The sequence below is a fragment of the Treponema sp. OMZ 805 genome (assembly GCF_050937395.1).
Classification (GTDB): Bacteria; Spirochaetota; Spirochaetia; order Treponematales; family Treponemataceae; genus Treponema.
On record NZ_JACCLP010000020.1, the window covers coordinates 1 to 13,651 of the forward strand.

Sequence of the window (13,651 nt, forward strand, 5' to 3'; positions counted from 1 at the left end):
ATACGATTACTTTTGCAGATGACTTTTAGAGGGCGGCTCTATGCCGCATAGATTACTAAATACTTTGTAATGATATACTGATAATCCTATGCTTTGTCAAGCGGGTAGAAAGAGCAAGAACAATTCTTATTTTTTTATGGCAAAAAATAAAAACATCGTTTATACTTATAATAATAGAACAGCGCTGAAATCCTAACGCGCTTGTAGATACTTCTCTCGGTTTTTGCGGAATGCGCCCCTGCAAATATCATAAGGAGGATATATGCCGAAAGTATTATCGATTATCTTGGGAGGCGGAAAAGGAACTCGTTTATACCCGCTTACTCAATCCCGTTCAAAGCCGGCCGTACCGTTCGGGGGAAAGCACCGTATTGTCGACATCCCTATCTCCAATTGTATTAACTCAGGTCTTCGGCAAATCTATGTATTGACTCAATTTAATTCCGCATCGCTGCATCTGCACATTGCGCGGGCATACCGCTTCGACAGTTTTTCAAACGGTTTTGTTGAAATCCTTGCTGCGGAACAAACATTTGAGCATTCGGGCTGGTACGAAGGAACCGCGGATGCCGTAAGAAAAAACTTTACTCACTTTAAAACGCAAGATCCGAAATACTATATCATCCTTTCAGGCGATCAATTATATCGTATGAACTTAAAAGAGTTTTTAGCGCAGCACGAAGCTTCCGGAGCAGACATCACCATTGCCTGTACGGCAGTAAACCGCCGCGACGCTTCCGGATTCGGCATTATGCAGATTGATAAAAAATCGAATATCACCGCTTTTATGGAAAAACCCGGCCCCGACAAAAATATCGACGAATGGAAAATCCCTGCACAGTCGGGTATTTCCGTTGCAAGCCCCGATAAAGAATATCTCGCTTCGATGGGTATTTACATCTTTAATGCAAAGGCGATGGAAGACTGCTTAAACAATAGCATGACGGACTTCGGAAAGGAGATCATCCCCGCGTCGATTAAAGATCATAAGGTTTCGGCGTTTGTGCATAACGGCTATTGGGAAGATATCGGTACCATCCGCAGTTTTTACGAGGCGAATCTCGATTTAACGGAGATTACACCGCAGTTTAACTTTTATGATGCGGAAGCGCCGATTTATACTCACTACCGAAATCTGCCGGCTTCAAAAATCAACGGGGCGCAGCTGGATCGCGTTACCTGTAGCGAAGGCTGTGTTATCACGTATGCAACGATTAGCCGCTCCGTTATCGGTATCAGAACCATTATCGAATCGGGCAGCGTGTTGGAAGGGGTTGTCTGTATGGGAGCGGACTACTACGAATCAGAAAGCAGCAAGGCGGGGGACGAAAAAGCCGACATTCCGTGCGTCGGTATCGGGAAAAACTGTCATATCAAAAAAGCGATTATCGATAAAAATGCACGCATCGGGCATAACGTATCCATCGGTATGGGTGAAATCCCACCCGACGGCGATTACGGCTATTATCACGTTGTCGACCGCATTTACGTTATCACCAAGAACGCAATTATCCCCGACAACACCGTCATTTAACAAGCAAGAGGGAAAGCGCTTTCAATCGATATTGCCATTAGCCATCGGTCTCAGTATTATCCTTACGGTATGAGTGAACAAGCGGACGTGCGTGAGGCGCTTCATCAATATGCGCTGTCGGCGCCTAAAACCAGCGGCGTGTATCTGTGGCGGGATGAAAAAGATATCGTTATTTATGTCGGAAAGGCGAAATCGCTCAAGAATAGGCTGAGTTCGTATTTTGCGTCAAAGCGGGATATAAAAACCCGTATCCTCGTTTCGCGTGCGCGCCGTATCGAATATATTCAAACCGATAATGAGTATGAGGCGCTGCTGCTTGAAAATAATTTGATTAAAAAATACAAGCCGCGTTACAATATCAATCTCAAAGACGGGAAAACCTATCCCGTACTCAAAATCACCAATGAACGCTATCCGCGGCTGTACCGAACGCGGCGGATACAAAACGACGGCGCACGGTATTTCGGCCCTTTCCCCAATGTGCCGGCTGTTGATGATTTTTTGTCGCTCATTAAACGGACATATACATTGAGGCAATGCAAGCGCTTAAAGAAGCGTGAACCCTGTCTGTATTTCCATATCGGCCGGTGCAGTGCGCCCTGTGCGGAAAAAATTTCGGAAACCGACTATCGGAAGGATATTGATGAAATTGCGCTGCTGCTTGAGGGCGACGTGAAAAAACCGCTTGCCGAATTAACGGAAAAGATGAAAGCTGCTGCTGCCGCCCGCGAGTTTGAAAAGGCCGCCCGTATTCGGGATGGGATGCAGGCGGTACGGGCGCTCCGAGGCCAAAACTCCGTTGAAGATATGGATCCTGAATCCCGCGATTATATCGGATGGGCGGCGGAGGGAGCGCTGATTACGTTTACGGTATTTAAAATGCGGGGCGGCAAGGTTGTCGGGCGGGACTTATACCGGACGGAAAGCCTTAAAGACGAATCCGAGGTCTTACCTGAATTTCTCATTGCCTACTACACCGATCCGAAACAGATTCCGCCGCATATCTTTGTGAGTGCGGGACAAGAATACGAACTCGCAGAACAATGGTTTGCCGACCGGCTCGGCGTCAAAGTTACTATCACGGCGATTCCGTTGGAAGATCGGAAACAAGCCTCTGCAACGGATATGGAAAGCCTCACCGCTGTGAACGAACATTCATATCATATTGATAACACCGAAGCGGCAGTCGCCGAAAAAACGCCGGTATATGGCGCCGTTACACCTGATGAGGCTGCTACGACGCCGGTATCCGGCAGCGCAAGCGAACCGGAGATATCAAAACAAACAGCGGCAGACCGTCTGTCTCCTTCCGTACTTCGGCGGCATAAAGCGGCGCTTGCAATGGCTCAGTTTAACGCCAAAGAGGACGTTGCCCGCCGCGTAAAGGAACTGGGAGACTTCCCCGCGCTGGAAGAACTCCAAAAAATATTGTCGCTTGACCGTCCGCCCCACCGCATCGAGGGCTTCGATATCGCTCATTTGCACGGCAAGTACACGGTTGCGAGCCTCATCTCGTTTAAGGACGGCAATCCCGACAAAAAGAACTACCGGATATTCAGACTGCGTACTACGGACGGTATCATCGATGACTATGCCTCTATGCGGGAAGCGGTGGCGCGGCGGTATACCCGTTTGCTGAACGAAGCGGCGGAGCTGCCCGACCTGATTATGATAGACGGCGGCATCGGACAGGTGAATGCGGCAAAAGCGGTACTCGATGCATTGGAGCTGGATATTCCGTTGGTGGGTTTAGCGGAAAAAAATGAAGAACTCTACCGGCCGCATATCAACAAGCCGATTGTACTGCCGCGGCGGAGCGCAGCCTTGCGGGTACTCCAGCGGGTACGCGACGAAACACACCGGTTTGCCAACACCCGCAACAACCGGCTGCGGTCAAAAGAAGAGCTGCACTTACGGTTTGAAGAGCTGCCCCACATCGGAGAAAAGCGGGCTGCGCGTTTGCTGCGCAGCTTTTCAAGTATTGAAAAGCTTGCAGCCGCTTCCGTGGAAGCGGCTGCCGCCGCCGCGGGGATTACGCAGGCTCAAGCGGAAGAAGTGATTGCCGCCGCTCGGGAAGTATCCGGTCACGGCTCGGCAAGAGTATGATTAGGATGATGTACACTGTAGTTTTGTGTTTTAGATATTGAAAAGGTATATTTTCAAAAGGCTAAAATGATGATAGAATATGACCTATGCATTTAACTATTTGGGCGCTTGCCTTTCTATGGTTCTTTGTTTTTTTGGCGGGGTTTGTCGATTCCGCTGCAGGAGGCGGAGGCTTAATCTCGCTGCCTGCGTATCTATTCGTCGGGCTTCCGCCGCATACGGCAATCGGATGCAATAAGTTTTCCGCTGCGTGCGGTACCACGCTTTCCGCAGCGCGATTTTTTAAAAGCGGCGCAGTTGACTGGCAGGTTGCTGCCATTTCCGCCGTCTGTTCGTTTATATTTTCGTATATCGGTATCAGAATCGCATTGATGATCAATCAAGAAACGCTCAAAACAGCATTGGTCGTCGTTCTCCCGATTGTCGCGGTTCTGCTGTTATTAAAACGGGATTTCGGTACGGAGAATCAGTCAGCCGATATACCCAAAAAGAAAGCGTTCATCTTAGCAACCTGTGCCGGCTCCGTTATCGGATTCTATGACGGGCTGATCGGCCCGGGAACGGGAACTATCGCGATTATCGTTTTTTCCGCATGGATGAAGTACGACCTTAAAACCGCTTCCGGCAATGCCAAAGTATTGAACCTTGCATCGAACTATGCGTCGCTCATCGCCGTCATCATCGGCAACAAAGTCATCTATTCCATCGCGATTCCCGCCGCCGTATTCGGCATCATCGGGAACTATATCGGAGCAGGCTTTGCAATAAAAAAAGGTACTGCGTTTATCAAACCTCTGATGATCTGCGTCATCATACTGCTGTTCGGAAAACTCTTTTACGATGTTTTCGGAACGCTGTTCTTTTCATAATTGCCGATGTACGATACGCTTTACGACCCTTACGACTATCCGCTGTACCGTCCGCCGAGCGAGGCATATTCTTTAATCTTGCAGGTAACGCTCGGCTGCTCGTATAACCGCTGCGTCTTTTGCGGAATGTACCAGACAAAAAAATTCCATATTAAACCGATCGAAACGGTGAAGCAGGAACTCGTGATGTTTGCCGAGCACTACCGCCGTGTCGATAAGGTATTCTTGGCGGACGGCGATGCGTTGACTGCCCCGACGGAATACTTAGTCGCAGTGCTGGACGCGATCGCGGCCGTTATTCCGCAGTGCAAACGAGTGTCCTGCTATGCAACCCATCTCAATATCAGGCAGAAGTCTCCGGAAGAATTGCAGCTGCTGGCCTCGAAGGGGCTGACACTCTTGTATCTCGGTGTGGAAAGCGGCGATGATGAAACGCTCAAGTTTATTCGGAAGGGAACAACGGCGGCGGAGCTGATCAAACTTTCGTATAAAGTAAAAGACGCGGGAATGGAGCTGTCGGCAACTTTTATTTTAGGAATTAACGGCGCGGAGCGGGATAACACGCAGCATGCGATTAAAACCGGTGAGATTATCTCCAAAATGTATTTGACGTATGCGGGGCTGCTCACCTTGCGGCTTGAGGACGGCAGCTATCTTACCAAAGCCGCCGCCGAAGGGAATTACACGGTTGTCGGGATCGAAGAAGTTGTTAAAGAATTAAAGCTGATTTTAGAAAATATCCATGTTGAAGAGATGACCGCTCCGGTGATTTTCCGCTCCAATCACGCCTCCAACTTTTTAACGCTGAAAGGGACGCTGCCGCAGGATAGGGATGCAATGCTCGCGCAAGTCAACCGCGTTCTGGAGCGGGGCGTCTATCCTGAACATCGGAAATACTACCTATAGGGCTGAGCCGTGTGAGCGTATCAGAGCCGCCGTCTCCATAGCGGTTTTAATGCCTTGTGCCCTGTTAAGTAATTCATTGACAGAATAGATATTCGTTTGTATATTAAGTGTATGAACACATCAACTGACAATATTTCATTGCAGCAAGCAAATGAAAAAATCACTCAGCGGTTTATCACCGCCGTATATGGATGGATGGTTGCAGCTTTAGCAATGAGCGGAATTGCAGCCTTTGCAGTATTCAATAGCGAAACGCTTCTCTATTTTATCTTTGGGAATCGTTTTACCTTCTTAGGCTTGATTATTGCGGAATTTGCGCTTGTCATTATTTTGTCGGCAGGCATCAGAAAGATGAGCTTCCCTGCTGCAGCCGCTTCTTTTGTTATCTACTCAATTGTTAACGGCTTGACGCTCTCGTCGGTACTCTTTGTATATACCGGTACTTCTGTTGTCCGTATCTTCGTAATAACGGCGCTGATGTTCGGTGCAATGAGCGTTTACGGTGCAACAACGAAGAATAATCTGCAATCGGCGGGTAAGTACCTGATGATGGCTGTTATCGGGCTGATAATTGCCTCGCTTGTTAATATGTTTATGCGTTCTTCTTCACTTGATTGGCTGATTTCTTTTGTAACGGTCGGTGTTTTCACCGGACTAACCGCTTATGACACTCAAAAGATTACACAAGCTGCCCGCTATGCACAGGATAATGAAAACTTTAAAAAGGTTGCGATTATCGGCGCATTAGAGCTGTATCTCGACTTTATCAATATCTTCTTAGCGCTTCTCCGCTTATTCGGCAAAAGAAGATAAGGGCATCTCCCATGGTAACCGTTAACAACTCAGGTACGGTTACCCTTGCGCTGCTAAATATAAACATGATACTATCACCTTTATGGAAAGAAAACGAATTTTAACGGGTGATCGCCCTACGGGTAATCTTCATCTGGGGCATTATGTCGGCTCGATTAGGAATCGAGTACGGCTTCAAGAAGAATTTGAATGTTTTTTTATTATTGCGGACTTGCATACACTGACGACAAAGCCCGAAAAACACTATATCGATGAACTTGCCGATAATGTGCGGCAAATGGCGCTGGACTATTTAGCCTGTGGAATTGATCCTGAAAAATCGGTTATTTATTTGCAATCGGCAGTGCCGGAAGTTTGCGAGCTGAACCTGTTTTTTGCCGACCTTGTTACCGTGCCGCGACTGCAGCGTATTCCTTCTATAAAAGATATGGCAAAGGCTGCACATCTTTCCGAATTACCGCTTGGTCTCCTCGGCTATCCTGTGCTGCAGGCTGCCGATATCTTGCTCCCCCGTGCAAATCTGGTGCCGGTCGGCAAGGACAACGAAAGCCATGTCGAATTGACGCGGGAAATTGCAAAGCGTTTTAACTATATGTACGGCGATGTGTTTCCGTTGCCGGAGGTTATGGTGAGCGACTACGGCTCGCTTGTCGGCACGGATGGACAAGCTAAGATGTCGAAGAGCCTCGGCAATGCGATATTCCTCTGCGATGATGAAAAAACGGTGGTAAAAAAGGTACGCAGTATGTACACCGATCCCAACCGAACCAGCGCCGATATTCCGGGTACCGTGGAAGGGAATCCGGTGTTCATCTACCATGATGCCTTTAATCCGAACAAAGCAGAAATTGAAGATTTAAAAGAACGCTACCGGAAGGGAAAAGTCGGCGATGTTGAAGTAAAGGATAAACTCGCCGCCGCCATCAATACTTTCCTTGAACCTATTAGAGAACGGCGTGCGATGTATGCATCCAAGCGAGGCTTCATCGACGAGATTATTTACAACGGCACGATGAAGATGCGGGCGGAAGCCGCACAAACCCTTAAAATCGTAAAAAAAGCGATGGGGGTTTTCGGTGTTTGGAATAAAATTTCCCGAAAAGCGGAAGAAGCGAAAAAATAATTGATAATGGGTAATGTGTAATTAAAGAAATTTTCTTGTACGCTCTCTTTTATCGCACTGTGTGAGCGTTTCTATAATTACCAATTATTTATTTGAATTATCCCTGATTTTCTTAGATGTTTTTATCTCCGTGCTTTACATAAAAAAGCCGGTCTATGGACAACCATAAACCGGCTTTTTTTTGCCCTGCGGTTTACACCCATCGGAGCGTAGTACCGCAAGCGCTATACAGAGGACTTCTTTTATAAGCCCCAGAACGTTTTCAACATCGGTGCGATAACCAATGAGACCATCGACATCAGCTTTATCAAAATATTGATTGAAGGACCGGCGGTATCTTTGAAGGGATCTCCAACCGTATCACCGACAACAGCAGCCTTGTGCGCTTCCGAACCTTTCCCTGCGCCGCTGCCCGATTCAATCATCTTCTTTGCGTTATCCCATGCACCGCCCGAATTTGCCATAAAGATAGCGAGTACAACGCCGGAGCCGGTAACGCCGGTTAATAACCCGATAAGCATCGCCGGACCGCCGACGAAGCCGACTAAAATCGGTGTGATAATGGCGACAAGACCGGGAATAACCATTTCGCGGATGGCTGCCTGCGTGCTGATATCTACACAGCGCTTATAGTCCGGCTTTTCAGTGTTGTTCAAAATACCGGGCTTGTTTTTAAACTGACTGCGTACTTCTTCTATCATCTTGTACGCGGCTTTACCGACTGCGGACATCGCCATAGCGGAGAATAGGAACGGCACCGCAACGCCCAGCAAAATACCGGTCAGAACGGGAATATTCGTAATATCGACGATATTGACGCCGGTATGTTCTTTGAATGAAGTGAAAAGGATGATAGCGGTTAACGCTGCGGAACCGATTGCAAAACCTTTTCCGATTGCTGCGGTGGTGTTCCCAACGGCGTCGAGGTTGTCGGTAATTTCGCGTACTTCGCCCGGGAATTCCGCCATCTGAGCAAGACCACCTGCGTTATCCGCGATGGGGCCGTAAGCATCGACTGCCAACTGAATACCGAGCGTAACCAGCATACCGACCGCCGCAATACCGACGCCGTAGAGGCCAGCCAAGCTGAAGCTGCCCCAGATTGCCGCTCCGATCAATACGATGGTCGGGAAAGCGCTCCGCATACCGACACCGAGTCCTGTGATAATCGTTGTTGCGGCGCCTGTTTCGCATGAATTCATAATCGAAACAACCGGTTTTTTGCCCGTGCCGGTGTAGTATTCGGTTAAAAGCCCGATAAGTACGCCGGATGCAAGACCGGTAATTGTTGCGCCGAAGATGTGATACATACCGGCGCTTCCGTTAAAGGTTTCCTCGCCGATGAAGAACTTCAATACGATAAATAAGAAAACGGTCGCCAGAATCGCCGCGCCAAAGGTACCGGCGTTCAATGCTTTTTGAGGATCGCTTCCCGGCTTTGCACGCACAAATATCGTTCCGATTAAGGATGCGACAATGCCCAAAACCGCAATCAACAGCGGCAATACCATAAGCTTTAATTTAAGATCATCGGAGGCGGCGACGGTTAAACCGAGGATCATTGCCCCGATTAACGAACCGACAAAGGATTCAAAGAGGTCAGCACCCATTCCTGCAACATCGCCGACGTTATCGCCGACGTTGTCCGCAATGGTAGCCGGATTGCGCGGATCGTCTTCGGGGATGTTTTTTTCTACCTTACCGACCAAGTCTGCGCCGACGTCTGCCGCTTTGGTAAAGATACCGCCGCCGACACGGGAGAAAAGCGCAACCGATGAAGCTCCGAGCGAAAAAGCGGTTCCGAGCGGCAGCGTTATATCATAAAAAGTCTTGATATCCGTTCCATACGACAGGGACGAAACCAGCATCACAATAAAGAAACCAAGCAGTGCAAGACCGACAACGCTCATACCCATGACGCTGCCGCCGGAGAAGGCGACCTTTAACGCAGGGGTAAGGCCGCCGTTTTTGGCCGCCTGTGCGGTGCGCGCATTTGCAGCGGTTGCGACCTTCATACCGATAAATCCTGCCAACAGGGATACCGCTGCGCCCAATACAAAAGTAAGCGCTTCTATCTTTAACGCACCTTTATTTCCGGCAGCCAAAAACAAGGCAACCGCTGCAATAAAGGGTACCAATGCCTTGTATTCACGGTTCAAAAAAGCCATTGCTCCTTCCGAGATATAACCGCTGATATGCCGTAAGTCGTCGTTCTCTACCGGCTGCCGGTTAATCCAGCGCGTTTTTACAAAGGCATACAGCAGCGCTGCAATGCTCCCCGCAAGAACAAGCGCCAATACGGAATACACAAGATTCGTCATCATACTATTACTCCTCTCAATACTTTTTCCTCTTATATAAAGTTTTTATAGAAGATTCTATTACAATTTATAACCACCGTTTCAGTGATATGTCCAAAGGACCTTTTATTGGAACTAATTTTGTATTCTAATACATGGAATATGTTTTTTCAAGCCCGATTTTACCGCCTATTTTTATCGCCTGATAATGGCAATCGCTCTTTTGAAAATAGATGGCGCATCTGCTCTGCGTTATCACAACATGCGTTATCGCAAAGGGCTTTACGGTTTGCATTTTAATCAGTATGTTATGGGCATCTCTAAAAACTCGGTTAGCTTTTAGAGATGCCCGACGAGTTTCAATTTAAGTTTTTATATTGTAATTACTTAAATTGAAACATCGCAAATTAAATCTAAGGAAAATCTCTAAAAATTGAAGTTTTTAGAGATTTTCTTATACGGAAATGCCGATCGGCGAAATATTGCCGATTGATATGAGGAGCCTGTTATGGTGCGTTCATTATTATTAACTGTTAGGCAGCTGATCAATGCCTATCTCTTTTTATGTTTTATTAAGATTTTGCTGTCGTGGGTTCCTTCTGCGGCGTATTCATCATTCGGCAGGGTGTTATCATCCATTTGCGATCCTTATCTAAATTGGTTCAGACGATTCAGATTTACCCGCATCGGTATGGTCGATTTTTCACCTATTTTATCGCTCGGTATCTTGTCCATTGCAGCGCAGCTTATTACTTCCATCCTTGCGACAGGAACGATTTCCCTTTGGGTAGTATTTGTGAGCATCATGCAACTGATATGGTCGTTTATCGGTTTTATGCTCAACCTGCTGATCATTTTTTTGATTATTCGGCTTGTGTACGATCTTTTCGGTTCGTCAAACAGCTCTCCGTTTTGGTATAACTTGGATAAATTTTTAAGTCCCGTTATTGCAAAGGTTACCGGTTTTTTTCCGCGAAAGCCGCTGCAGTACCGTACCCGACTGATATTGACGATTCTCATTATCCTTTTAGTCCGTATTGCGCTTGGCCTTTTTTTCGGTTCTCTATTATTTCAATTTAAGGTAATAAGAATTATGTAGAAACCACCATGGGCGCCTCATTTCTATTGTGTTTTTATCGGTTTTTGTATATGGTATTTATCGAAGAGGGGGATGGGAAATTGTCTTCGGGAAAAAAACTGATTAAATACAATAGCGAGCTTATCCACGATTTACCGCCGTGGGCGCAGGAACTCGCAACTAAATACTGTACCGAAACGGTCAATCTTTATTTTGTACATGGTAATATCCGTGATTTCCTGCCGCACAATCATCGGGCAAGCGCTCATTTTGTTTTTGTAAAGATATGGGATTATATTTCGGAGGTCATTTTCGGTAACAAAGATATTATCGTATTTTACGATAAATCGAGCGGCGTATCTTTTTGTATGCAAGAAATGGATCAGACCTATATTGCAACGATGCACAGCCGGTATCCCGAAGTTCCCATCGAAGATTTTTATTCCCGCGATCCCGTTAAAGCCTTTGCATACCTTGAACGCTATTTTACGCTGAATATGGGAAGCGGCCGCAGAATGGTATTGATTATCGATTATGCGGAAACGGTTATCCCTGCGGAGGAAATCGGGAACCTCGATGCAGTTGATCGCTACTGCTTGGTTACCTTGAACCGCTGGTCACACGATCCTCAATTTACCAATGAAGATATTTCGGTTGTTATGTTGACCGAAAATCTTGCCGATGTGAATTCCCGACTCGTTGCCTCTCCTTCAACGGTTAAAGTCGCTATCCCGCTTCCGTCGGAAGCAATCCGTATTCATTTTTTAACGTATTTGCAAAATAAAGGAGAACTATTATTGGAACGTCTCCTCAATGCCGAGCGGATGGGAAAGCTGACATCGGGATTAAATCTATTAAATCTTAATCAGCTGGCAAAAGAATCGTACAACGAAGACATACCGATTACGTTTGAATACCTTCGCAAAAAAAAGCAGGAAATTATCGAAAACGAAGCGGGCGGGTTGCTGGAGTTTTTGGAAACGGAGCATGACCTCTCATTTATTGCAGGGCATGAATTTGTAAAAAAGCGCTTTAAGTCGATGGCAAAGGCGCTTAAACAGGGAAGAACCGATGTGCTCCCGATGGGCTATTTAATTTCAGGGCCGATCGGCACGGGTAAGTCCTTCCTCGTTTCGGCATTTGCCGGAGAGATCGGCATCCCGATGGTGCGGCTTAAAAATTTTCATACGCAATGGCAGGGGACAACCGAATCGAATTTAGAAAAAGTGCTGAATATTCTGCGAGCAATGGCGCCTGTTGCCGTGATGATCGATGAAGCGGATGCCGTTTTAGGAAACCGTAAAATGCAGGATGGTGTCGGTTCCTCCCGCGTATTTGCGCAAATTGCAAACTTTATGGGCAACACCGATTACCGCGGAAAAATCATCTGGTTTTTAATTACCAGCCGTCCCGATTTATTGCCGATAGACTTAAAACGGCAAGGAAGAGCGGAGGAGCACTTAGCTCTTTTTTATCCTGAAACGTTGACAGAAAAAGTTGAGATTTTTGAAACGCTGCAACGAAAGTTGAAAATTAAAACAAAAGATATTTCTTTTTCTAATATTATCAATAGAAAGCTGAAATTTCCTATATCCGGTGCGGACATTGAGGCCATTTTGGTTCGGTCGAAAATGAATGCAAGTGCTGACAACCGTATGATGTTGACAGCGGAAGATATCGAACAGACAATCGACGATTTTATTCCGCCCTCCTATCCCTATGATATTGAATTACAGAATTTAGTCGCTGTACTCGAGTGTACCAGTAAAGAGATGCTGCCCAAGCAATATCAGAATATTCAGCGCTCAAAACTGGTTGCAGAGATACAGGAATTAAAACAACTGCTTGGAGAAAAATAAACCGCTCTGACACCTATTCAAATGGAAAATAGACGGCTCGGAGCGGTTTAAACCGTATTTCGATTATACAGCGTTTTCGTCTTTACACCTAATTATTTACCGGCTTTTTGTTCTTCCAGATTCGGCCACGTCAGCACCTTTGAACTTAACTGAGCAAATTCTTTTGCGGCATTTTTTGCATCACGGAGCGGAACTCCGGCTTCCTTATTTAAGGTTTGTTCAAAGAACAGTTCGATGGATTGAAATACATCGGGAAGCGGGTAAAAGAGGAAAGCAAAGTTTATACCTGTAGGCTTAACAATAGTAAATGCCGACAATGCCTCTTGCGGCTCCTTACTGAAAATAATTTTTGATTGATTTTTTGCAGTGATGATATTTGAATCTTTAAATCGCAGCGGTACTTGAAAGTCGCGCTCACGGCAGTAGGGTTCCATAGACTTATGGGAATAGTTTTCCGGTTCGACAAACAAGAAAAGTTTTTTTCCGTTTGTTTGAAAAGTTAAGCCATTACTTGTTAGGTAAATATCCTTTAGGGTCGCATAGGAAACGATCTCGTAAATACTGTACGCAGAATCTTCTTTAAAGAACGATGAAACAATATATCCTTGATCCATCGGCAGTTTCTGTTTTGCATACGCTTCAAAAAGATCCATCGCTTTAACTGTTGCCATACCTGTTCCTCCAAATTATATGCTGTCTGCTATGGGCATACTTGCCTGCTTTTCAAATGTAGCATACGATGAAAGTATATGCCATTTCTTGGCAAACTGCAACCTTTCGTACGCAGGGCAGAACGTATCGGTTATTTTCTGTAATATTCCCACAGCCTCTTTATCTGCGGAATTTGGTCTATTACGGGTTTTACCGACGGCTCTTACCAAACCAAACTTGAAACGGCAAAACTGATGAGGAATTAAAGATTGTACCTTACAAAAGCGCCTACCGATAGCTTTCAAAATCCTCATATCCATGCTATACTATAGCCATTGAGGGAGAAGCAGTTATGAGTACGGCAAACAGAAAATATAAAGATTCCGTATTTGTCGATCTTTTCAGCGAAGAT

10 protein-coding genes are annotated in these 13,651 nt (G+C 46.3%); 8 read left to right on the plus strand and 2 right to left on the minus strand.

The features are described from left to right. Nucleotides 1-262 precede the first annotated feature (262 nt). The 6 genes from HGH47_RS11700 to trpS all read left to right on the plus strand — a co-directional run bounded on the left by HGH47_RS11700 (nt 263) and on the right by trpS (nt 7,351). The gene (locus HGH47_RS11700; protein ID WP_432912504.1) at nt 263-1,534 is read left to right on the plus strand and encodes a glucose-1-phosphate adenylyltransferase; all 1,272 of its coding nucleotides are present in this window, start codon (nt 263-265) and stop codon (nt 1,532-1,534) included. A 69-nt stretch (nt 1,535-1,603) separates the two neighbouring features. Further along, nucleotides 1,604-3,640 carry an excinuclease ABC subunit UvrC gene (gene uvrC, locus HGH47_RS11705; RefSeq protein WP_212566163.1) on the plus strand — a complete coding sequence of 679 codons (2,037 nt, stop codon included), beginning with the start codon at nt 1,604-1,606 and terminating at the stop codon, nt 3,638-3,640. 86 nt (nt 3,641-3,726) lie between these two features. Beyond that, entirely contained in the window at nt 3,727-4,509 is a 783-nt protein-coding gene (locus tag HGH47_RS11710; RefSeq protein WP_212566162.1) for a sulfite exporter TauE/SafE family protein, read from the plus strand. Between the two features lie 6 nt (nt 4,510-4,515). Then, nucleotides 4,516-5,415: a B12-binding domain-containing radical SAM protein gene (locus HGH47_RS11715; RefSeq protein ID WP_212566161.1), complete on the plus strand. Its 900-nt coding sequence runs from the start codon at nt 4,516-4,518 to the stop codon at nt 5,413-5,415. Between the two features lie 111 nt (nt 5,416-5,526). Next, entirely contained in the window at nt 5,527-6,228 is a 702-nt protein-coding gene (locus tag HGH47_RS11720; RefSeq protein ID WP_212566160.1) for a Bax inhibitor-1/YccA family protein, read from the plus strand. 82 nt (nt 6,229-6,310) lie between these two features. Then, entirely contained in the window at nt 6,311-7,351 is a 1,041-nt protein-coding gene (gene trpS / locus HGH47_RS11725; RefSeq protein ID WP_212566159.1) for a tryptophan--tRNA ligase, read from the plus strand. A 242-nt stretch (nt 7,352-7,593) separates the two neighbouring features. Here the strand turns inward: trpS and HGH47_RS11730 are convergent, their stop codons facing one another. Continuing rightward, the gene (locus HGH47_RS11730) at nt 7,594-9,675 is read right to left on the minus strand and encodes a sodium-translocating pyrophosphatase (protein WP_212566158.1); all 2,082 of its coding nucleotides are present in this window, start codon (nt 9,673-9,675) and stop codon (nt 7,594-7,596) included. Between the two features lie 484 nt (nt 9,676-10,159). On the opposite strand from HGH47_RS11730, the gene HGH47_RS11735 reads away from it, so the two are divergent. Both HGH47_RS11735 and HGH47_RS11740 read left to right on the plus strand, forming a co-directional pair. Then, on the plus strand, nt 10,160-10,750 hold the full coding sequence (locus tag HGH47_RS11735; RefSeq protein WP_212566157.1) for a YggT family protein: 591 nt from the start codon (nt 10,160-10,162) through the stop codon (nt 10,748-10,750). Between the two features lie 80 nt (nt 10,751-10,830). Then, nucleotides 10,831-12,588 (plus strand): ATP-binding protein, encoded by a 1,758-nt coding sequence (locus HGH47_RS11740; protein ID WP_212566533.1) that lies wholly within the window; start codon nt 10,831-10,833, stop codon nt 12,586-12,588. Between the two features lie 92 nt (nt 12,589-12,680). On the opposite strand, the gene HGH47_RS11745 is transcribed toward HGH47_RS11740, so the two are convergent. After that, nucleotides 12,681-13,259 carry a hypothetical protein gene (locus tag HGH47_RS11745; RefSeq protein WP_253676317.1) on the minus strand — a complete coding sequence of 193 codons (579 nt, stop codon included), beginning with the start codon at nt 13,257-13,259 and terminating at the stop codon, nt 12,681-12,683. Nucleotides 13,260-13,651 lie beyond the last annotated feature (392 nt).

Coding starts and splice junctions, on each gene's coding strand:
- HGH47_RS11700 (WP_432912504.1), top strand. CDS start 263: ATGCCGAAAGTATTATCGATTATCTTGGGAGGCGGAAAAGGAACTCGT.
- uvrC (WP_212566163.1), top strand. CDS start 1,604: ATGAGTGAACAAGCGGACGTGCGTGAGGCGCTTCATCAATATGCGCTG.
- HGH47_RS11710 (WP_212566162.1), top strand. CDS start 3,727: ATGCATTTAACTATTTGGGCGCTTGCCTTTCTATGGTTCTTTGTTTTT.
- HGH47_RS11715 (WP_212566161.1), top strand. CDS start 4,516: ATGTACGATACGCTTTACGACCCTTACGACTATCCGCTGTACCGTCCG.
- HGH47_RS11720 (WP_212566160.1), top strand. CDS start 5,527: ATGAACACATCAACTGACAATATTTCATTGCAGCAAGCAAATGAAAAA.
- trpS (WP_212566159.1), top strand. CDS start 6,311: ATGGAAAGAAAACGAATTTTAACGGGTGATCGCCCTACGGGTAATCTT.
- HGH47_RS11730 (WP_212566158.1), bottom strand. CDS start 9,675: ATGATGACGAATCTTGTGTATTCCGTATTGGCGCTTGTTCTTGCGGGG.
- HGH47_RS11735 (WP_212566157.1), top strand. CDS start 10,160: ATGGTGCGTTCATTATTATTAACTGTTAGGCAGCTGATCAATGCCTAT.
- HGH47_RS11745 (WP_253676317.1), bottom strand. CDS start 13,259: ATGGCAACAGTTAAAGCGATGGATCTTTTTGAAGCGTATGCAAAACAG.